Origin of the sequence: Leptospira terpstrae serovar Hualin str. LT 11-33 = ATCC 700639, from assembly GCF_000332495.1 — a bacterium.
In the GTDB taxonomy this organism is placed as follows: domain Bacteria; phylum Spirochaetota; class Leptospiria; order Leptospirales; family Leptospiraceae; genus Leptospira_A; species Leptospira_A terpstrae.
The window spans coordinates 131764-152716 of sequence record NZ_AOGW02000008.1 but is presented as its reverse complement, the minus strand read 5'-3'; the positions used below and the strand labels follow the sequence as shown (position 1 = coordinate 152716).

The 20953-nt window shown below is 39.1% G+C and carries 14 protein-coding genes; 5 read left to right on the top strand and 9 right to left on the bottom strand.

Annotated features, from left to right (window positions below):
* The first annotated feature begins 13 nt into the window (after positions 1–13).
* A complete protein-coding gene (locus LEP1GSC203_RS06210) occupies positions 14–5905 on the top strand; it encodes a TIGR04388 family protein (RefSeq protein ID WP_002973110.1) in 5892 nt (1963 codons plus the stop codon).
* On the top strand, positions 5895–6542 hold the full coding sequence (locus LEP1GSC203_RS06205) for a hypothetical protein (protein WP_002973035.1): 648 nt from the start codon (positions 5895–5897) through the stop codon (positions 6540–6542). The genes LEP1GSC203_RS06210 and LEP1GSC203_RS06205 overlap by 11 nt, the downstream gene beginning before the upstream one ends.
* Before the next feature lie 174 nt (positions 6543–6716).
* Here LEP1GSC203_RS06205 and LEP1GSC203_RS06200 read toward each other — a convergent pair whose 3' ends face one another.
* Genes LEP1GSC203_RS06200 through LEP1GSC203_RS06190 form a run of 3 tightly spaced genes read right to left on the bottom strand, consistent with a single transcriptional unit; the run spans position 6717 to position 11870 of the window.
* Positions 6717–8573 (bottom strand): adenylate/guanylate cyclase domain-containing protein, encoded by a 1857-nt coding sequence (locus tag LEP1GSC203_RS06200; RefSeq protein ID WP_002972963.1) that lies wholly within the window; start codon positions 8571–8573, stop codon positions 6717–6719.
* Positions 8570–10546, bottom strand: a complete 1977-nt coding sequence (locus tag LEP1GSC203_RS06195; RefSeq protein WP_002973177.1) for a glycoside hydrolase family 5 protein — start codon at positions 10544–10546, stop codon at positions 8570–8572. Before LEP1GSC203_RS06195 ends, LEP1GSC203_RS06200 begins: the two co-directional genes overlap by 4 nt.
* Positions 10547–10550: 4 nt before the next feature.
* The gene (locus LEP1GSC203_RS06190; protein WP_002973026.1) at positions 10551–11870 is read right to left on the bottom strand and encodes an O-antigen ligase family protein; all 1320 of its coding nucleotides are present in this window, start codon (positions 11868–11870) and stop codon (positions 10551–10553) included.
* 49 nt (positions 11871–11919) lie between these two features.
* On the opposite strand from LEP1GSC203_RS06190, the gene LEP1GSC203_RS06185 reads away from it, so the two are divergent.
* Positions 11920–13209 carry a glycosyltransferase gene (locus tag LEP1GSC203_RS06185; protein ID WP_002973063.1) on the top strand — a complete coding sequence of 430 codons (1290 nt, stop codon included), beginning with the start codon at positions 11920–11922 and terminating at the stop codon, positions 13207–13209.
* A gap of 124 nt (positions 13210–13333) precedes the next feature.
* On the opposite strand, the gene LEP1GSC203_RS06180 is transcribed toward LEP1GSC203_RS06185, so the two are convergent.
* From LEP1GSC203_RS06180 to LEP1GSC203_RS06170, 3 genes are read right to left on the bottom strand one after another with little or no spacing between them, the layout of a single operon-like run.
* Positions 13334–14374 carry a hypothetical protein gene (locus tag LEP1GSC203_RS06180; RefSeq protein ID WP_002972987.1) on the bottom strand — a complete coding sequence of 347 codons (1041 nt, stop codon included), beginning with the start codon at positions 14372–14374 and terminating at the stop codon, positions 13334–13336.
* 46 nt (positions 14375–14420) lie between these two features.
* Complete coding sequence (locus tag LEP1GSC203_RS06175; RefSeq protein WP_084764910.1) at positions 14421–15479, bottom strand: glycosyltransferase family 9 protein; 1059 nt, start codon at positions 15477–15479, stop codon at positions 14421–14423.
* On the bottom strand, positions 15476–16087 hold the full coding sequence (locus LEP1GSC203_RS06170) for a DUF4254 domain-containing protein (protein ID WP_002973080.1): 612 nt from the start codon (positions 16085–16087) through the stop codon (positions 15476–15478). Before LEP1GSC203_RS06170 ends, LEP1GSC203_RS06175 begins: the two co-directional genes overlap by 4 nt.
* 104 nt (positions 16088–16191) lie before the next feature.
* Here LEP1GSC203_RS06170 and LEP1GSC203_RS06165 point away from each other — a divergent pair, with 104 nt between their 5' ends.
* Positions 16192–17001, top strand: coding sequence for an NRDE family protein (locus tag LEP1GSC203_RS06165; protein ID WP_039937362.1), 810 nt, complete (start codon positions 16192–16194; stop codon positions 16999–17001).
* Positions 17002–17003: 2 nt separating this feature from the next.
* On the opposite strand, the gene glyA is transcribed toward LEP1GSC203_RS06165, so the two are convergent.
* Genes glyA through LEP1GSC203_RS06150 form a run of 3 tightly spaced genes read right to left on the bottom strand, consistent with a single transcriptional unit; the run spans position 17004 to position 19941 of the window.
* A complete protein-coding gene (glyA, locus tag LEP1GSC203_RS06160) occupies positions 17004–18254 on the bottom strand; it encodes a serine hydroxymethyltransferase (RefSeq protein WP_002973118.1) in 1251 nt (416 codons plus the stop codon).
* Complete coding sequence (locus LEP1GSC203_RS06155; RefSeq protein WP_002973112.1) at positions 18251–19120, bottom strand: lipoate--protein ligase family protein; 870 nt, start codon at positions 19118–19120, stop codon at positions 18251–18253. The genes glyA and LEP1GSC203_RS06155 overlap by 4 nt, the downstream gene beginning before the upstream one ends.
* Positions 19117–19941 (bottom strand): rhomboid family intramembrane serine protease, encoded by an 825-nt coding sequence (locus tag LEP1GSC203_RS06150; RefSeq protein ID WP_002972988.1) that lies wholly within the window; start codon positions 19939–19941, stop codon positions 19117–19119. Before LEP1GSC203_RS06150 ends, LEP1GSC203_RS06155 begins: the two co-directional genes overlap by 4 nt.
* A gap of 58 nt (positions 19942–19999) precedes the next feature.
* Here LEP1GSC203_RS06150 and LEP1GSC203_RS06145 point away from each other — a divergent pair, with 58 nt between their 5' ends.
* Positions 20000–20953, top strand: a complete 954-nt coding sequence (locus tag LEP1GSC203_RS06145) for an MBL fold metallo-hydrolase (protein WP_039937418.1) — start codon at positions 20000–20002, stop codon at positions 20951–20953.

Genomic DNA, 20953 nt, shown 5'->3' with positions numbered 1-20953 from the left:
ACTGAGGTTCTCTATGTTTCTAAAACCATCGGTTCGTCCTCTTGTCATCTTTACTTTGGCAGCTTTCGTTTGTGCAATTTATGGGCAGTCACTATCTGAAACTTGGAATGTCCCTGTATACCAATCTTCCGACTATTCAGAGTTCTATGGTAATCTTTATTTTGCAAATTCGACGGAAGAATGGGATTCGCGAGTGGAAGAGGTTTTATACCATTCCATTGGCCAGTGGCAAGAAAATGCTGATCAAATGGTGGAACAAATTTTGTCAGAAGAAACCGGAAAGGATGCTTTTGTTTCTAACGAAGGTTATTTGGATGAAAAGCGGCGGTCTCTATTATCTGAAATTTCTATTTTGTATTCCGCTTGGGAAAGAGATTTAATCGACGATTATTTTGAGAATCGAAATGCATTTTTGGAAAAATTGGAAACAGGAAAAGTGGATGCACTATATTTTCATAGGATTGGACAGGAATCTTTATATGAAGAATATACAGTCGAAGAACTAAAATTAGCAGAAAATCGAAATAAGATATTAGAATCTGCTAGGGAATGGGAGTTCCAATGGGGACAGACTAGGCAGGAAGGATTAGATTCGTTTGCTAATTCTATTGCAAAGCTTGATAATGATTACCAAACCTATCTCCGTTCACTTGATGAAACTGAGAACCAATTCTCCAAAAATTTGAATGCCATTAATTCCTATAAGAATACAATCAAAGTTGCATTGTCTGATGTTGTATCTCAATTGAAGTTGGGATTAGATTCTTCCTGTTCCGTTTCATCTGGTTGTCAATATAGGAATTTTGATGGAAGTTATAACGATGCAGGTAAAATATTTTCCAAATTCATTAATGATCTTTCTTTGCAGCTCAATCAATCAGAGATTGATCCTGATTCGATACTAACTTCAATATCAACTAAGATAAGGGATTTCCTGACAGATGAATCGAATAAAGCTCTTTCAGAATACAACATTTATAATAATCAAGTTTATACATACCAGACTGGATTTCAAATCAATTTGAATCATACGAAGGCAACCTTTGATTTAGCGAATGCACAGTGGAGGTTACGAAACCAAACTTATCACGAGTTATCGGCAGATTTAAAGTATGAAAACTGGTTGACTGGAGGTGCGGGAGAAGTTGGAAATTTTTCGGAAATTTATGACCTAGAGATGAAAGGGATTTTTCAGTCAATCCATCATGGGGATTCCGAAAGGCTTATTAGCATCATCAATAATAGATTAGGTGATGGAAGGCGTGTCCAGTCTTTGGTGTCGGCTAATTTATACACTGATGCCTTCCACTTTATTAACAATCAAAAGATTGGAGATTTTTATATCCCATTTGACTCTGCAAGTCATACCCATGGTAATTTACTCATAGACGGAAAAACTTCCTATGGATATTGGAATGCTGATAGATACCTAACGATTTTAACTCCTGGCAAGGTTAGTTTTCAAATGGGTGCCATTGGGTATTCAGTTCTCTATGAAATGTATGATGAAAATTCTTCTACAACTTCTCTCTATTGGAAAGATAATTATTCTCAGTTAGGTGGTCAGTCAAATCACTTTGGGAATATACTGCTTCCTGCAGTATCCAATTGGGAATCAAAAGTAAAAGAGTATTCCCAGTCCTATGAGGAGTGGAAGGGTACTCGAGAAAATCTTATCGCGGAAGCGACTGCCAAGTTGGAAGCCAATCGATTGGAAATTGAAAGTTCAAAAGAGGAATGGTTGGAGCGTTTGGAAGAGGAAAAACGTAACGGCTGGAAGTCGTGGTCTGATTTGTATCAATCTGGAGATACGAATGAAAATTTCTCGCCCTCGATTTCAAATTGGAATCCACATTCTAAAACTCCAGTATTTGGAGATTCAAAACTTTCCGAATTTCAGACTTTGGCAAATTTCCAGGTACCTACTGACGAGCTTCAGTTTGGTGGTAATAGTTTGTTACAAGAATTTCAGAGAACTATCACTGGTTTGGGACAATATGCTTCCGTTATCCAAATGAATAGTGATTTAGAAAAATTTAGTCATTCCGAACAAAAAAAATTAATTAACCAAATGTCCTATACTGTCCAGCTAGAATCATTAGGTGGGAGGGAATTAACAAGAAATGAAAAAATATTAATTGGTAGTTTTGAAGGTTCTGAACTCACCGAAGCAGAACAACAGAATTACGGATCTTGTTACGAAAATCCAAATGCAGATATATGTAAATCTTTGTTAAAAAAAGATTACGATGTAACATTTGATTCAAAGAACGGAATACTCACTTTAAAAAAAGATATCCATAACGGTTTGTTGGCTGGAAAAAATTCAGATGGAGAATACAATGCTGGAAAAACAGAGGAAGTTCGGCAGGTACATTTAAGTTCTATTGGTAAACTTCAAGTTTCAGATAAACTCAATTTTTTTACAGAATGGAGTGAAGAAGACTGGGCTACACTGCAACAAAAGAAAACAGATATTTCTAATTCTTTTTTATCAAATTCACTCCGCAAAGACAAACAATCCATTGCTTCGAATATGAATTCGATCCAGGAAAAAGAAAAACGTAATCAAGAGTTATTCTATGCTAGAAAAGAAACTCAAGAAAAGAATGATTCGCTAATTCAAGAATTGGCAATTGCCTATTTTACTGGAGGAGGCGCTGCAGGGATGAGGGCAGCTCTAAATAGTAAATTAGAATCTGCAATTAATGGTGAATTGGCAAAAGCTTGGATCACTGCTACTGGAGGACAAGAATCAGATGTTCAGATGGCAAGTATGGTTATCGATTTTATGCGAGGAAGGATGAGCGCTAAAAAAATTCAATCGCGTGACCAATTTATTTCTATCAAAAACCCTTTGCAAGCTTTGGAGACAGTCTTTGCTAAATCAATATCAGGTACATTAAACGTATTAGACCAAGCTTCTTTTGGTGCAGCTTCAGTTACATTAAATGCAACGATGGCATCGTCTATGGGTATTACCAAAGCATTACTTGGCGAAAGACAGTTTAACAAACTAAATGATCAAATTGCAGGTAGAGGAAAACGTTTGCAAGAGATTCAAACAAAAGAACAGTCGATAATTCAAAATGGTGTTTCGACAGTTATCTCTCAAGGAACTGGAATCCCAATTGATGCTATATCAAAAATGTTAGGTGATAAATATGGACAGATCAAGGCGAAAAAAGCTAACAAAGAGATGGCAAAAAATCCCATATTCGATATGGGTTCGCAGGTGATTGGGGCTTTTGGAGGGATTGTTAAGACTGCTATAGTTGCTTTCGGAACTAATGAAGAAGGAATTCAATCGGTTATGGAGGATACTAATGGAATTCTCCATGCAGGGAATCCGAATCAAAATTCTTCCACTAGTACAAGTTTGGGATATTCATTGCAAGCTTTCGGTTTACAAGCGGGTTGGACAAAACACCAAAGTGCTTATCTCAATCTCCGCGATTCAAAAGCAGTAGTGGAAGAACTTGGAAAGAAAGAACTTTCTAAAATTTTAGCGAAATCCATAGGAATCGATGAAAATGCAATCGGCCAAATTATCGATTCCACTTATTCTTCTTACCAAAAAGAAAAATCTGATAAAAAAGCCAGGTCAAATGCAGTCAGACAAACGGTAGTAAATGCAGTTTCTATTGCGCTTACTATGGGGGCTAGTGGTTTATTGACAGGAGTTAACTCCGCTTTGTCGGCGATAGGAAAAGCGGTTAGCAGTATCACAAGCGGACTTTTACCAGCAACTACTCAAGTGGGACAAGCCGTAGCTTCCACCATTGTTCAAACCATTGCAGGCAGTCATGAAGGTCCTAAGGGGGCCATGGCGGGATTTGCCAATGGAGTATTAGGTGGAATTACACAAGGAATGGGAAAAATCCAATCTGGATATTTAAAGGGTATGATACCTGGTATTGGTGTTTCTTATTCTGAAAAAAATGGTTGGGGGGGGTCTGTTGGAATAGGAAATGCCATTAGTAATATGAGTGTTAGCTTTTCTGAACAAGGAAATACTTCTTTACAAGCTTCCAAATCATTGGGTGGAGGTGTACAATTGGCCACAGATATCACAACCAACGGTGCTTTAAACGTAGGTCTCAATTATAATCCTACTGGTGAAGGACCAAGGAAGGATTGGAATTATTCCATGATGTATGATTTGAAAGCAGGGGGACTCAGTGGGAGTATTGGTTATACCGATCCAACTTCTAAACTTGGTCTGACTTCTTCCATAGATAAAGATGGAATTTCCGCCTCATCGAAGTTACAAGGAGTCACATTAGGAACAAATTCGGAAAATGGATTTGAAATGCAGGAAATGAATTTTGCCGAACAGAACATCAATGCTGCTCAGGATGAAAGTGATCTAAGTGATGGAGAAACATTGTCGGATGCGGGAAATGATTCCGATTCATTTTCTGACTTTGCCAATGCTGCTGGAACCATGGGTGCTCTGTTACTTGGAGGAGTTGGTTTAGGGTTTGGTTTGCGAAACCGATTGAGTCGTGGACTTTCTGGAATTACTTCTATAGGATCCGATGCACAAACCATCGACATTCAATCAACATCTGAAAAACCTATCTTGGGAGCCATTACCAATCCATTAAAGGCTGGGTTACTTCGTTTGGGCCAAACTGTCTCGAGTTTTGCCGATGGATTCACTATAGAAAAAAATTCGGAACATAACAAAAAATCAAAAGTAGACTCTAAACAAAAAATCTCTAACGAGGAAATCAAAAAAATTGAATCCAGTGTAATCGATGATTTTAACAAAGATTCTCGTCTAGATACAGAGAAGAAACTTTATGAATTGAGAAAGGCAGGTGTGGATACAACAGAAATCGAAGCAAAAATAAAGAAACTACAAGGTGGAAAAGATGCACCCATACCAAAGCTGGTAGAAAAAGAACTGAATGAATATATCCGTCTGCGTGAAGGAAATTCACCTTATACATTGTCTCCGGGGAATACTATCTATATTTCATCCGCAATTGCCTTAGCAGGCATAAACATAAATCATGATCCGAAGAAAGAATCGAATGCCGCCTACTTGAAACGATTAGGTGACGAAATCTGTGAAGCTTCTAAAAATGTAGACCTCTCTACAAAGGAGTTAGTCACCGAACATGTTGTCAATGTCGCAAAACTTTTAGGGGAATCTCTGAAAGGCAAAATTTCTTACCAACAATATAAAATAATCGATGGTAAAGAAGTGGTATCTGGAGTAAATCCAGTAGATGCGAATGGATTTCGCTCTGTGGATGGATTAGACTGTATTCGGTTTATAGGAGCTGTTCTGAATGCATCCGGTATCACCACCGCGGGAAGTTTTGCAAATTTAAATACAGATGTATACCAAATGCCAAATGAAATGAAAAATATGAGTTCAGAATATGCCAATCGAACGGCTCATAAAAATGGAGTGGAATACTTCCGCCAATCATCCAATTTTATGAATTTAGTTTCGGATCGAATCACAACGAGTAAGGATTTAGCTGACCATAAGGCCAATTTCAAACCAAAAGAACTCAACATAGGTCTGATTGGAATCACGAGAGCCGATAAAAGTTTGCCTAACAGCATAAGTTCCGCTGTTAAGTCTGACCATGTCTATATGATTACCAACAAACGGTTTAATAAAGAACTCGGTATTTTTGAATACCAGATTGCAGAATCACGAGATGGAAAGGGAATAGATAATAGATGGATTAGGTCTGAAACTAATAGAGTATTGAATGAGAAGATCAATGCAGATTTGAGTAAAAGTAAACTAACTAAGAGCGAAATACAAAATCGGATAAAAATATTGCTAAGTTCTTCCGAGTCTACTGATTATTTGAAGCGATCTGAATACTATGAATTAAAACCTCTGGTTAGGTTAGGAAATGAAAATGAAGTTTAAGATTCTATTGTATATATTTTGCTTATTAAATGCAACACATTGTAAAGAGAGTAAGAATATCTCAATTGAAGAAAGTGGCTCATTTAATGTCGATTTGGAAGAGGGTTGTAAATCGGTAACCAATTATTATGATAAGCAGAACAATTCAAAATGTGAGATGCAAAAAGAACTGCTATTCTGTTATAATTTATTTCATAAAGCTAATTCTTCACTAATTGATCAAATTTTTTATAAAACTAAATGGTCGGATTCCGAACAAGAATCAAAACGTTATTTTTGGGATCAACGAGGTAAGGTGACTCTTTTGGAAGGTGGGCCTGCGGATATGGAAAAAGATTACGAAATTATCGGTCAAGGAAAAATATATAAAGAGAATACTGGTTGGGTTTACGAACAAACATGTAAACCTGGTAAATGTGAAGATCTTAAGTTTTCTATTGAATACATAAGTTGTGATGCAAGCTTTCACCCAAGTGATCGAGATTATCATCTGTCGGTCACTATTGGAAATAGACATTATGATTTTTTAGAGCCTAATAATAAAGAAAAACACGTTTCGCTAGAGTACGATGGAATCATTAAACCACAAATTAGGAACGGATTCGAACTTTATCTCGTTCCTCCTCCGGTCAAATAAATTCCCGCGCCAGCGATTGCAGCGGAAATCCTTTCGCGATGCGAAAGATTGGAGCGTAAAGCGCGGTCGTTTGGTAAAACGGATATCCATCCACCAAACGATTGCGAGGCGCCCGAAGATCTAAACTTAATTATATTACTGTTTCCAGTTCCGGTGTCTGGACGGGAATTGAACTTATACCTTCCAAACATAAACAAAATCAGTTCTGTCAGCCCAGGGGAGGGGAAATTCGATTTTATGTAGTTTGATCGATTCCGCACGTAGGTATTCCCGGATGTCTCGGTCGCGGAAAATGGTTTCGCTAAAGGAAACTTCCCCTGAGTTTGTTACCGATTGGATTTTAGCCGTGTAGTTGACTGTGTTTCCGAAGTAGTCGATATTACTGTTTAGGTTTACTGCCAAACAATTTCCGGTATGGATGGAGATTCGTATCCTAACGGGCGTATGTTGGTTTTCGGGGTGAAACCATTCTTGCATTTCCTTTGCTGCCTTTAATGCTTGTAAGGGGCTTGAAAAACTTGCCATTACGGCATCGCCGATAGTTTTTACAACGACACCACGAAAATTTTGAATGATTTGGTTTGTTTTGATGAAGTGTTCGCGGACTTGTAAAAAGGCACCGTGGTCTCCTTCAGATTCGTAGAATTTTGTCGAACCAACAATATCAGTGAATAGGATGGTTTTGATTCCAATGTCTAGTTGTAAATTGGTGGCAACCGCTTCTTCCGAAAAGAGATCACGAAATTCCTGGTAGTTGAAAATTTCTGAAGGTCTTAGGCTTGTTTGGTCTTCGCTTCTTTCTTCAAGGATGATGGTTACATCGTTGTCGGAATCGTTTTCAAATACTAAGTTTGGTTTTAGGGAAACTTTGATTTCTTCTTCTTTCGTTTCAGGTAACCACAAAATATCTGTTTGTGGGTATGCAGATTTAACATCTACTAGACGATATTTTTTATCTCCTTTTTTTCGAAGCCGGAATACTCCCGCCCCAATGAGCAAACTAGAAGAAAATGATTTTTTTCCTCCAATGGTTTTTGTTAACAGGATATGTTGTTTTTGAGCTGGTTCTGCAGCACAGTAGAATTGTTTTTCGATAATTCTGATGCTGGGATGGAGGTGAAAAGTTACTTCAATAGAGTTCACACCTGTTGTGTCAAAATCAATCTCACAAACTTCGCATTCGTCTTTGGCTGGTAGATCACTAAGACGAGTGAGGCTTGTTCGAACACCCCGACAGTGTGGACATACAATATCCCAGCTGAGAGTAAAGATTCCCAACCGGCATCCATGTAAAAAGAGAAATAGGACTTCGTCGGGATCTAAGTCTAGTTTTCGACTTACTTCCTTAATACGAATTCGGTCTAGTTCATTGTCAGAGGCCGTTTTGATCCATTGAAAAACTGCGGTAACTGCTTCTTTCGAAATACCTTTGTTGATTAGGTTTTGGGTTTCTTTGTCTAGTTTTTCTGGATGGATCCACTGCGCTTCTGGAACAAATGAAAATTCCTTACCAGGAACTAATGATTTAGTGCGTTTCTTAAGTTTGATCTCATCGGCTATTTCGTTTAAAGACCTGCGAAAGGAGATTTCCAGTTTCGGCATTGCATATTGGAGAAGTTTTTTCATAAAGAAATTTCTAGGAATCCAACCAAAGTAAATATAAACTTTACTTCTCGATTCACCTAATGTCTCTAATATGATCCTACTACGGACATAGTGTCCAAATCCTTTAATATAAATGCGAGCGTTCCCAATTTCTTTGAGATACTCCCACTCCCAAGGGACTTCTTCCCATTCTAATTGAAAACCCACTTGTCTGGTTTTCCCCATCATGATTCCGTTTTCTTCCGTGTAATGATAAATAGGCATACCCACCCTTTTGTTGAGGGCGGAGGTATCAATTAGATGGGGCCAAATTTCTTCCCTTGTCACCGGTAAGTCAAATTCCCAAAGTGTGTCTAAGGGTGTTGCCAGTGATTTCCATCGATCTTCCCAGGGGTATTTTTGTAGTAAGGATTCTAAATCAATCATAATGGTGTTAGGATGAGGCTCGCTTTCCCCCCATTCCCTTTGACTGTAAGTTCTCCTTCGTTTTCCGAAATTTTTTCTGCATTGGAGAGTACGATCTGTACGCCATTTGGGTATACAAATCTTGGTACTTTGATCACACAAGGTTCTGTGATGGCAAGATCTGACAACCATTCAAAATGAAATTCTCGGGAATCTAAATCGTATTTCATTTTGATCGGTGTTCCTTGAGTGAAAGCAGCATAAGGCCTACAAAACCCTTCAATAGCCCGACCACCCCCGCCGTAAACATCGGGGTCGGAGCCTGGAATGATTTGGTCTTTGGAAAAAATACTGAGGTCTTCTTGGTTCCAACCATCTCCTACCATCAAATCGTTTTCGTTTGTTGCAGTGTAGTTCCAAAGGGTGTTCGAAAGAAATAAGTGATCCATTGCATTGTACATGGCATCGAGGGCCATTACATGCCTCTTCCAAATTTTGGGAGAGTGGTTTCCTTTTTTCCATTCTTTGTATGCTTTTCCCCCTTGTAAGTCAAAAGGGATTCCAAATTCACCGATAAGACTTGGAATTTTTCCTGGAACAGAATCGGCTGTGTTTTTGATACGAGTGAGCTGACGCACATACATAGCTTCAATTCCAGATTTCCCGAATACAGGTCGTTTGGTGAGAGTATCAATGGCTATCGGATAAAGAAATGTTTTGAAGAGTAGGGTGAGAATATCATACCAATGAGCGGCATTGACAGCAAGTTTTGGTGCCTCTCCGTTGAGGTGGGGGTGAGTAAAAGCATCAGAGGCTTCTCTTTCGATAAATACCATCCAATCATTTCGAATGGACCTAATGGTTTCGCCGACAGTTCGCATAAAAGGAATCAGGTAGTCTGCATCAAAGTCGATAGCTTTCCCTTTGACGTTTTGAAAAAAATCATTTCTTTCAATGAAAGGAGTTCCATCTTTTGTTATGGTATAAGCTCCTTCTAATTGAAAGGGATCGCCTGGAGATTCTGGTAACCAAATGGAAATTTGGTTTTTGTTAACGGTTACAGTTTTAGTAGGAACAAATCCACCTTTCCAAACTTTGAGTGTGAGGTAAGGTAAATCAATCGTATGTCCATGGGATGAGAAGAGAGCATCGATTGGAGACCAACCTAGTCCCGGTTTGGCGGGATCTTTGTCTGTGTTTGTTAGACCACGGTCATTCATGGCACGACCGATAAATCCTTTTCCTGGTTCATTCAGAGAATCAAAACCTAAAACAAAATCAAAATCCTTTACACGTTCTGCAATTTGTTTCATACAGCCTAGGTAGTGGCCTTGCAGATAATCTTGTACATTTTTTCCATCGATTAGGAAGTTAGGAGCAAAGTCTTTTCCTCCAAAAAATAAAGTCCAAAGGATGGCATTCCCAGCATAACGATAGTTTTGTGACCAGCACATGGTTGGGTAATTTTCTTCCTGACGGATGCCTGGTCTATTGTAATCATACGCCCTTTGCATGACGATGGCGGCATCTGCTTCCGAGAGTTTACGATAATCGATCCCCATTTTTTCAAAAATCCAACCCGGTGCCCCGTCTCCACCAGTCATCCGAGACCAAACATCTTGATGGAAATCTACAAAAACATAAAAACCATATTCTCCCGCCAAACGAACAATTTCTGTAAAATAATCCAAATAGGCTTCGTCATACTCTCCAGGACCTTTGTGTTCGACAGCTTCCCAAGTGGTTAATAAACGTAATACGTTAAACCCCCATTTTTTTAGTCTGGTGAAATGGGTATCTGCTTCCGAAAGAGGAAAAGGTCTGCCAATAAAACTTACTTCTTTGTGGTCAGAAAAATCGGTTGGGAACTGGGTTCCCCCATTGGGGAAAGGAACCTTGGTATCGCCACCTAAATTGATTCCGCGTAAGATTACTTTTCTTCCAGTTGTATCTACGAACCATTCGCCTTGGGGTGAGAGTTTTTTTAGTGCCATCGATTTATCTTCCTGCCTCAATTTCATACGTATTATTTTCGGACTCGGCGTAAAGATTGAGATAGCCGAGTAAAAAGTAAAATACAATCAATACTTCATCATCTTGAAAATAACATTGTAATAGACCAGATAAGAAAAACCCAACCAAACCATAAGTCATAAACCTGATTTTTTTGGGAATGTTTCCATTTAATAAAGTGTAAAGGATGGTGCCAAATAACAGAAGATATAGAATTCCCTGTGGACCACCGAATACGGCTGTTAAATGGAAGTAATCATTGTGTGCATGACCTCGTTGTGTCACTTCGTAAAAGAAACTAAGTTCTTTGTTTTCTTTTTCTCTTTCCTTTCTTGAAATCTCAATTTCTTTTTGGTAATTTCCTGAGCCAATTCCAAAAATAGGATTTTTTTCGATCAGAGGGAAGGTGGAATCCCAGATAAAAGTTCGTCCAGAATCAGTATGTTTCTCTCCACCAAACAAGGGATCAACTACCCTTTTGACTGCTGATGTGGTTTTGTAACCTGTAAATATTAAAATAAGAAATAGAATACTAAAGATTACTATTCGTTTTAGCATTTTTTTGGAAATGTCTTTGTCTATAAATACTAAAATATAAATTCCAAAAATTGTGCTTACCAAAGCGCCGAGTAACGATGACCTCGCATTGTTAAATAAAAACACTGTTGCTACTAACAAAAGTAATATGGCATTAACTGATATTTTGGAAAAGGATTCTTTTTTATACCAAGAATCATATAAACGGAATACAAATCCTGGAAAGATAAATGCTAGTAATCCACCAAAAGTGAGGTGAGTATTCATAAGTCCAATAGGTAGGTAGATGTTTATGTTAGTAATTTTTCCATAATGGTGTTGGTAAGGCCAAGAAGCAGAAGTTTTATACAGATCTGAAATTAGTCTGGAAAGCCTTGTCATAGAAAAAATGGAGATAAAACCTGTGATGACGATCACCAGAGCGAAAATAAAAAAAGTTTTATACAGGTATTTTTTATCCTCTGGTTTGATCCCTTGGATTGAGATAAAAGCAGTAACAAGAAAGATGTCTTTCATCTCATCACGGAACGCATGTTTGATGGATGTAATGTCGAAACCAGAAGCGGAGAAATGATACAAAACGGTTACAATTTGCCAAAGATAAAATAAAAAAAGAATTTTTACCAATTGGCTTTTTAGTTTCGGTTTTTCTGGCAGAAGTAGGAAAAAAACAAAAGAGAGGAGTAAGAAAAGTTGGCTAAGGGAAACAGAAAGGGCACAGGAAATGATGGACAAAGCAAGAAAGAAGCGATAGATTCGGTAAAACATAACTTTGGATGAGACTAATGCTTTTCTCCAATTTGTAAAGAGGTAACAGTTGCGAGTCTTATATTTTTCCGATACTTTTTTGCCAAAAACCGACGGAGTCGCTGTTTCGATTAAGAATTTTTCAGAACTTTTGGCTTTGCGTGGGCACGAGTTTTGTATTTGTGCTCCTAAATATGGTGACGGGGACTTTGATCGGATGACAGACAACATCCAAGTCATCCGATTTCGCTCTGGATATTTGCCAAGTTACCCCGATATCAAAGTAGTTTTGCCTTCTCCAGGAAAAATCAAACGAATCATTGAGGATTTTAAACCCGACCTCATCCACATCCATACCCCAGGACTCCTCGGGCTTTATGCAGTGAATGCCGCTGAGAGATTTGGAATTCCTACAATTGGCACTTATCATACGCTGATGGCAGAACAGGAAATGTATGTTTCCTTTTATCGGTTGTTCAAACTCGATAAACTTTTTTTCAAAGCCAATAAATTTAAGAAAAAACTGAATATTGATGAATTGGATAAAATTGTAAAATTTGATAACTTCAATATACGCAAAAAAATTATCTTAAAAATATGTAATGATATCTATAATCGTTGTGATGTGGTTATTTCCCCAAGCCACCTCATTAAAGAACAACTTATCGAATATGGAATCACTCGCCCTATCACTGTAGTTTCCAATGGAATGGATTTGAAACGGTTTCAAGGAAATCCTAAAAACTATACTGGTGGGGAGGCACCGAAATTTTTACATGTGGGTCGCATCTCTTATGAGAAAAATTGTGATGTGATACTCAATGCTTTTAAAGCCATTCATGAACATTATCCTAAAGCAACACTTGCCATCATAGGTGAAGGTCCAGCCATTCCTTCGTTACAAAGACAAGCGGAACATTTAGGCATCCATGAGGCAGTGAGTTTTAAAGGATTTATCCCCAATGCTGTGTTACACGAGGAGTATCCAAAATATGATGTATTTTTGACTGCATCCACTATGGAAACCCAAGGCCTTGTTGTATTAGAAGCCATTGCTTGTGGACTTCCTGCTGTGGGAGTGGATTCATTCGCATTGCCAGAACTCATTCGTCACGGCGAAAACGGATACATTGCTAAACCTTTTGATTCCAAAGGAATTGCGCAAGGTGCTTTGGAAATTGTTCGGAACCCAGAAGAATACGCAAAGTTTTCTAAAAATTCCATTCAAATTGCTTCAGGACATGAAATGGAAAAATGTGTCGATGCGATGGAAGAAGTTTATTCCAAAGTCATAGAAGCAATGAAAGGGAAAGTTAAAAAATCAAATATCTTTGATCTATTTTTTGATTTTATGCAATGACAGATTTTGCGATCGCAGCTCTCGCCGAATGGAATACAACCACTCTTTTATTTCCTACGTCCGCAAGGCGCTGCTTGTTTGATTTTTGTGATGATGGTAAAGATTCGAAAATGGAACTTAGAATCTAATCCTGATTCGGAGTTGGATAAAAAACAACAGACTTAAGGATACGTCCTTCCTCAGTATCTTCAAAAACAACTTCTGCCTGTTTGGTGCGAGCGGGCATATAGAGTTGGACCGCTTCCACAATTTCATAGGCACTTAGAGTGTAGTCTAAAACTTTAATTGCAAGTTCTACGCCGAGAAACCTTTCTCGAGTTACGGTTTTAGTATCTGTTTTTTTGGCAATAATAAGCCATTTGTAAAGACGGGCCGAACGATTGGTGTCTAATAGATTTCCAATATCCAGTTTCATTTGAGGGAGGACGGCGGGAGTTTGGTTGAACCTAACTTCGATTCCTCTCAAATGAGGCTCACTCAGTCTTAGGGAAAGTTGTTTGTCAAAAAGTTCATCATCAATATATTCAATGCGATCACAAGTGGAGTACACTGTGTTACATAAATTTCCGTAATTTTTATGGAAGAAAAATACCTGTAAAACTTTTCCCGTTGTGGGATGGTAAAGGACTTTTGCATTATAGTGGCCCATTCTACCAAATTTAAGAGCAGAACGAATTCGTTTGTATAAATTATAACTCAAACCAAAGAGGTCTTTTACGATGGGAACATCAGTAAAACCTAAACCTCTTGTGGCAATATAAAATGGTTCTAAACTGACATGACCATCCCGTCTTGCAATTTCACGTAAATATTCTGTGATATCGTCCATACGAGATTCACTGAGTGAAAGAGGTGCATCTAAAAAATCTACCACTACTTTTCCGCCGTTTTTCCCCAGTTCCTCCCAGACTTCTGATATATACTTTCCGTCATCCGAATAAGGAATTTTTTTACAATACAACTCTTGGCATTTGATTTGTTCTTCGTAGTCGGCTTTGTTGGGAGAAGGGAGAATGACTGGTTGGAATTCAGAAGAAAATTCTTCCGCCAAAATCTGCATGGGGTTTAGAAAAAGAAAAAGAATGAGGGGTAGGGAATGGAAAAAAATGGAAACAGTTTTGTCGTAAGAACTAGGAAAACTGTTCTCAGTCGTTTGCAGTTGCATAAAAGTCTCCTATTCTCTCTCGTTGGATTTGAGAATGTCTATTGAATTACCAAAGTGTATTTACATTTTGGATGAGTCGGATTCGTCTAACAACGTCTAGTGGGTCAATTAGTTCCATACAAGCATGATCCCCACGCCAACATTTTGTATTTCCATAAATAGAACAAGGCCTGCATGGTAAGTCTACTTGTAATACTCCCGAATCTTCTTGGGCAAAAGGACCAAATCCAGAAAGAGGGTGTGTGGTTCCATAAATTCCAATCACGGGTTTTTTGAGAAGTGCCGCAATGTGGACGTTGGAACTATCCATCCCAATCATCACATCCAACCTGTCCATGATCCCGAGTTCTCCCCGAATTCCTAAATTCCCACCTTGTACAATATGAGCCCGTTTTTGACCATCGCGAAGGATATCTAATTCTTTTGCTTCGTCTTTGCCACCAAACAGAAATACGTTGCAATCGGGGAATTCATCGAGTAATACTTCTACGAGTCGTTTGCATTTTTCAAAACTCCATTCTTTGAGTGCATGTCCTGCAAAAGGTGCAAATCCAAACCATTGGCCTTCTTTTTTATCAATGCCTTTTGATTTAAAGAAATCTTTTGCATACATTTTCGATTCTCCATCCACATTGAGCCAAGGGCCTTTGCGAATCGGGGCATCAAAACCTGCTTTGCGAAATACATTTAAATAACGTTCTACTGTATGGGGAAGTTGATTTAATTTTTTATTATAACGTCTTGTTTGCGCTAATTTTTCACGACGGCCTTTGATGATTTTGGAGTAAGCAACTCCTTGGCTACGAAATAAAAAAGCAATAAATCGGGAACGAACTGATCCATGTAAATCAATCACGTGACCGAATGGTCCTAGTTTGGCGATATCACGATACATACGCCAAAGACCCAAAATTCCTTTGTATTTTTTTAAGTTAATTCCTAACACATTCAAGTTCGGAATATTATAGAAAAACGGTGCGAAGTTTCCTCTTGTAACCACTGTCAGCTGAATATTTGAATATTTAGCTGCAATGGCAATGAGAGCTGGGGTCATTAAAGCCACATCCCCCATTGCCGAAAATCGTAGTACTAAAAGGTTTGTCATTTTTGATTCTTATACAAAGACGGATTTAGATTCTGGTCGTTGTACATCTTCATTTGACGATAAACTTTGACTCGTTTGGTTCCCTCGGAGTAATCGAGAAAGAGTTCGTCCAAACATTTTTTCAAATCTTCCCTTTGGTCTAGGAGTACATCTAACTTTGTTTGGCATTTAGCAATATGTTCTTGGGAAGCAGATGCGTCTTTTCTTGCGACTTGTTCTTCCATATGGTAAATTTTGAGTTCTAAAATACTCATTCGATCGAGTAACCAAGCAGGAGACTCAGAATTCAACCTTGCATTTGGTTTTGGTGTGATGGCGCGAAACATTTCGATCACAAAGTCGTCGAGTTTTTCTACCATATCGGTTCTGTCTTGGTTCAGTTTGTCAATTTTTCGTTTGAGAGCCACAACATCTTCCAAAGCAATGTCTGGTCTTCGGATTTCATCTTCAATATGCCACTGGATGGTATCGATGTGGTTTTTTTGGTAGAGTGTGGACTCCAAACTTCCTTCAGGATAAGGATTTGGATGAGGGGCTTCTTTTTTATGCCAATCCAGAACGGATTCCTGGAAAATAGAGACGGCTTTTGTGGCTTCCAATGCTTTCATATCGTAATGCAATTCATGATTTAATATGGTTTTTGGCGTTCAATCCAAATATTTCCCAGGTTTTTCGCTTTCTTTTGCCATCTGCTTCAGACATTTGAATTGTCATGTGCCTAGTTGTAATTGCGTACAGGGTCCATCCTGAATTTCCACTTGTGATTGTTTCCAATCGAGATGAGTTTTTTGAAAGGCCCACGGGCCCACTCCAAATCTGGGAATCGAATCCTAAGATCCTGGCGGGAAGGGATTTAAAAGCAGGGGGAACTTGGCTTGGTGCTAACTCTCTCGGTAAAACTGCTTTTCTTACGAATGTAAGAAATTTTAAAAAACCTCCCCATCCCAATCCGAAATCACGTGGAAGTCTTGTTTTGGATTTCTTAAAATCATCCAAAGATCTAAGTTCTCTCCAATACCGAGAGGAGGTTTTACAAACGGCTTCCGACTATGAAGGATTTAATCTCTTTGTATTCGATGGAGAAGTGGCAAGTTATATTGGCGGGGAACCTTTGCAGTCCCAGATTTTAGAACCAGGGTTTCATGCCGTAAGTAATGCCAATTGGAATACCCACTGGCCTAAAACAGAAAAATTGAAAACTGGCGTAGAACAGTTGTTTGGTTCTATTCTAGAAGCTCAAAACTGGACAAACCAAGTGACTCAGGAATTTTTTAAAATGTTAGCAGATTCCGATTTAGTAAAAGAAGATTCGTTTCTTCCCGATACAGGAATTGGTCTCGAACGTGAAAGATATTTATCTTCGATTCGGATTCGTGTCCCCGGTTATGGAACTCGGGCATCTACTTTGGTATTTTATGGAAAGGATTCGGTAGAGGTAGTGGAGCGCACTTTCTCCGATCCGTTTTCGAATGAATTTACGGAACGGAGAGAGGTTTTAGAGTTTAGCGAAACTAAATCTTAAGTTTAGTCTTCCAATCGGAAATGTTTCATAGGGAAAGCGGAAGTGATTTCTTTCACTGCTGCTTTTACTTTGGATTCCCAAGTAACATCACCGAAATGTTCGAGGAAATCACAAATTAAATTTCCAACTGCTTCGATTTCTTTTTCTTTTAACCCACGAGTGGTGAGAGCTGGAGTTCCAAGTCGAATTCCAGAAGCCACTGCAGGCGGGTTTTTATCAAAAGGAATCGCGTTTTTATTTACGGTCACTCCAATATGATCTAATCCATCCGCGGCATCTTTTCCTGTAAGTCCTTTGACAGACACATCCAACAGAACGATATGATTGTCAGTTCCACCTGAAACCACTCGGAAGCCACGTTTTTGGAATACTTCCGAAAGAACTTTTGCATTCTTCACCACTTGTTGGATGTATGTTTTGAAATCTGGACGGAGCGCTTCACCAAAAGCCACTGCTTTTGCTGCAATCACATGCATAAGTGGTCCCCCTTGGATTCCAGGGAATACTCTTGAGTTTAAAATCTTTTCATGTTCCGATGAGGAAAGGATAAGTCCTCCCCTTGGTCCCCGTAAAGTTTTGTGAGTGGTTGTAGTTACAAAGTCACATACGCCAATTGGACTGGGATGTTCGCCGGCAACCACCAAACCAGAGATATGCGCAATGTCAGCCATGATTTTAGCACCAATTCCGTTGGCAATTTCTTTGAATTTATTAAAATCAATGGTTCTTGGATAGGCAGAAGCACCGACAACAATGAGTTTCGGTTTGTGTTCTTTGGCAAGTTTTGCAACTTCATCGTAATTAATGGTTTCTGTTTTTTCATCCACTCCATAAGGGATTGGTTTAAAATATTTTCCGCTGATGTTGACTGCACTACCATGTGTTAGGTGTCCGCCATGTGCCAAATTCATTCCAAGAAAACTATCTCCTGGTTCGAGAGTGGCAAGAAATACAGCCATATTCGCCTGAGCCCCGCTATGTGGTTGTACGTTTGCGTATTCTGCTCCAAACATTTTTTTGGCTCTTTCAATCGCGAGTTCTTCTACCCTGTCTGCGTTTTCACAACCGTTGTAGTAACGTTTTCCAGGATAACCTTCCGCATATTTATTGGTGAGAGTGGAATGGTAGGCTTCGAGTACGGGACGTGATACAAAGTTTTCACTCGCAATCATTTCGAGGGAATGTTCTTGGCGTTCGTCTTCTTTTTTTAATGCAGCGTAAACTTCAGGATCTTGTTTTTCTAAATAACTCATGTGGGAATTTCTCTGTGGAGGGTATAGTCTGGATTTTGGTATTTCTTCTTACGAATAGATTCAGATTCCTGGAGGACGAGTTTCCGAAAAGTAGAAAAGTCCGGGCCAAAGAAGGAAATTTTTGAAAAATCTTCGGGTGTATTTTCCCCTAAATAAGTAAAAACTTCTGAAACTAGATCTTTTGCCCAAATACTTTCAGAAAAAAAATCGGGAATCGAGGTAAGGAAGTCCTTATGGCTTCGCTCTTTTCGGTAGTCTGGTTCTTCGGGAGGGTGGTGGAGGACTTCCGCCACTCGTTCAATTAAGTTTTCTTCCAAAATCAAGGTGCCATGTTGGACAATACAATTACGTTTGCGAAACTGTGCATTCCCCGAGATCTTTTTTAAAATTCCATTTTTTTCTAATACTAAATCGGATTTACCTTTTGGCGAACAATGGATGCCTTGTTTACTTAAGGATTTGGCAACAATTCCCAGTAAAATATCATAGGAATCTTTGACAGGAAAGAGTTCCTTTCTTTCATTTAAGTTTAGATAAAGCGAATAGTTGATATTACCTGTTAAAGAATGAAATACTGTCCCGCCTCCCGAAGCCCGTCTAGCAATATAACAAAAATTAGGTTTTGGTTTTTTTGAAAATCCTATGGTGCGGGCTTCCGTTTCATAAGCGCCGACTACTTCTTCTTTGATGTTGCGAAAGGGATTTTCGGAAAGTCCCAAAATAATGGAGTCCGGATTTTTCCAGAGCCTAACCCCAGCTGTGATATTTTGAGATACCAGTTGAAGTGACAATGCCTCCTCAATCGCCAAATTATAGTAAGGTGACCTAGGAGGGATTTGTGGGAAATAGAATACTTTGGAATTCACTCGTTGAAATATTTTTGCGATGCATCGTTTAAAAATTTTCGTTCGCTGCGAGAAAGGGACTCCATTCCATTTTTGGAAATTTTTTCCAAAAGTTCATCCACTTTCGTTTTCGCATTTTCCCTTTTCGCCATTTCCTCTTGGTAACGCATAAACCTACGTTTTTGTAAATACCGAGAAAGAGACCAAGTCGGAACGGATGCCTTTGTATTTTTCCAGCCAGTGTAAACTTTCATGAATAAGAAACCCCCAATGGCTCCCCCTAAGTGGGCAAAATGGGCAACTTTTTCCCCTTGGGCAAAAAGAACCATAAGCATCACAATCATCACAAAGTATTTAGCTCGCATAGGGAAGATGAGAAATACAAGAAGTTCACGATTCGGCCAAGTCATCGCATAAGCAACGAGTAGGCCATAGATACTGGCACTTGCACCCACCACAAGGCCCTGAGGAATGCCAAAAAAATGAGCAAGAATCGTACAAACCCCACCAAGAAATGCGGTAAAAAGATAGAACTTTAAAAAAGCACGTTCTCCCCAAATTTCTGCGAGTTCTGAACCAAACATCCAAAGGCTCAGCATATTAAAAAGAATATGGAGGAAACTTCCATGGAGAAAGGCATAACTTAGGAGTTGCCAGACCCAGCCATGAAAAACGAGTTCTGGGGTAAGCCCAAAATACAATTCCACTAAGGGAGAATGGAAAGCCAGTTTCGTTGCCATCTGCAAAAGAAAGAGAATTGCATTGATGATCATGAGAGTGCGTACAACGGGAACCATGGGAGGTCCAAATCGGAGTTCATATCCTGGGTAACGAGAGGCCATAAATTCAAGGTCGCAAATCTTGAGTGACAAGGAAAGTCGATTTCCTAGCATCGAGGAAGTGATTGTGCAACTCTACGGAGTCCGCGGCTCCATAGCGAGTCCCCTCCGAAACCAAGACTACCGCAAAAAAATTATCGATATTCTGGACCTCTACAGGCAAACGGGGGCTGGCGTATCGGCGGATGAATTTTGGCAAGACCTTCCCTACCACCTAAAATTTGTGACAGGATCCGACACCACTTGTGTTTCCGTCACTGACGATGAGGGGGAAGTCTACATTTTAGACATGGGGACAGGCTTACGAAATTTGGGTGACGAACTCATCTCGGAATATTTTTCTACGAAGTTAAAAAGGACAGTTTCTTTCTTTATCACTCATACCCATTGGGATCACATCCAAGGCCTTCCCTTCTTCAAACCTATTTATTTTCCCGACTTCTACCTTAATTTTTATTCACCTTATTCGGATTTGGAATCGCGCCTCCAAAAACAACAAGAGCCAGAATACTTTCCAGTCGCTTTGGATGGAACGGGTTCCGCCAAAGACTTCAAACTTTTTTTTCCGGGTGATGTTTTAGAATTTGGATCGGGAATGAAGGTAGAGTGTTACCCTCTGAAACATCCCGGAGGTTCTTTTGCTTATAAATTTACCAACAGAGCCGGTAAAATTTTCATTTTTGCCACGGACGCCGAGTTTACGGGAGGGGATATGGATTTAATTCATGAATGTTATCCTTTCTTTGCAGAAGCAGATTTACTCATACTTGACACACAATACACGTTAGACGAGTCCTTTTCTAAGTTTGATTGGGGCCACACAGCATACACTATGTCTGTGAACTGTGCCTCTTCTTGGAAAGTAAAGAACTTAGTTTTAACTCATCACGAACCAAGTTATTCAGATGAAAAAATTTACGAAATTTATAATGATGCCAAGCTCCACAAAGAGCAGTTAGGCGAAAAAAAATTAAAAATTCATTTAGCAAGGGAAGGATTGCGATTCCACCTATAA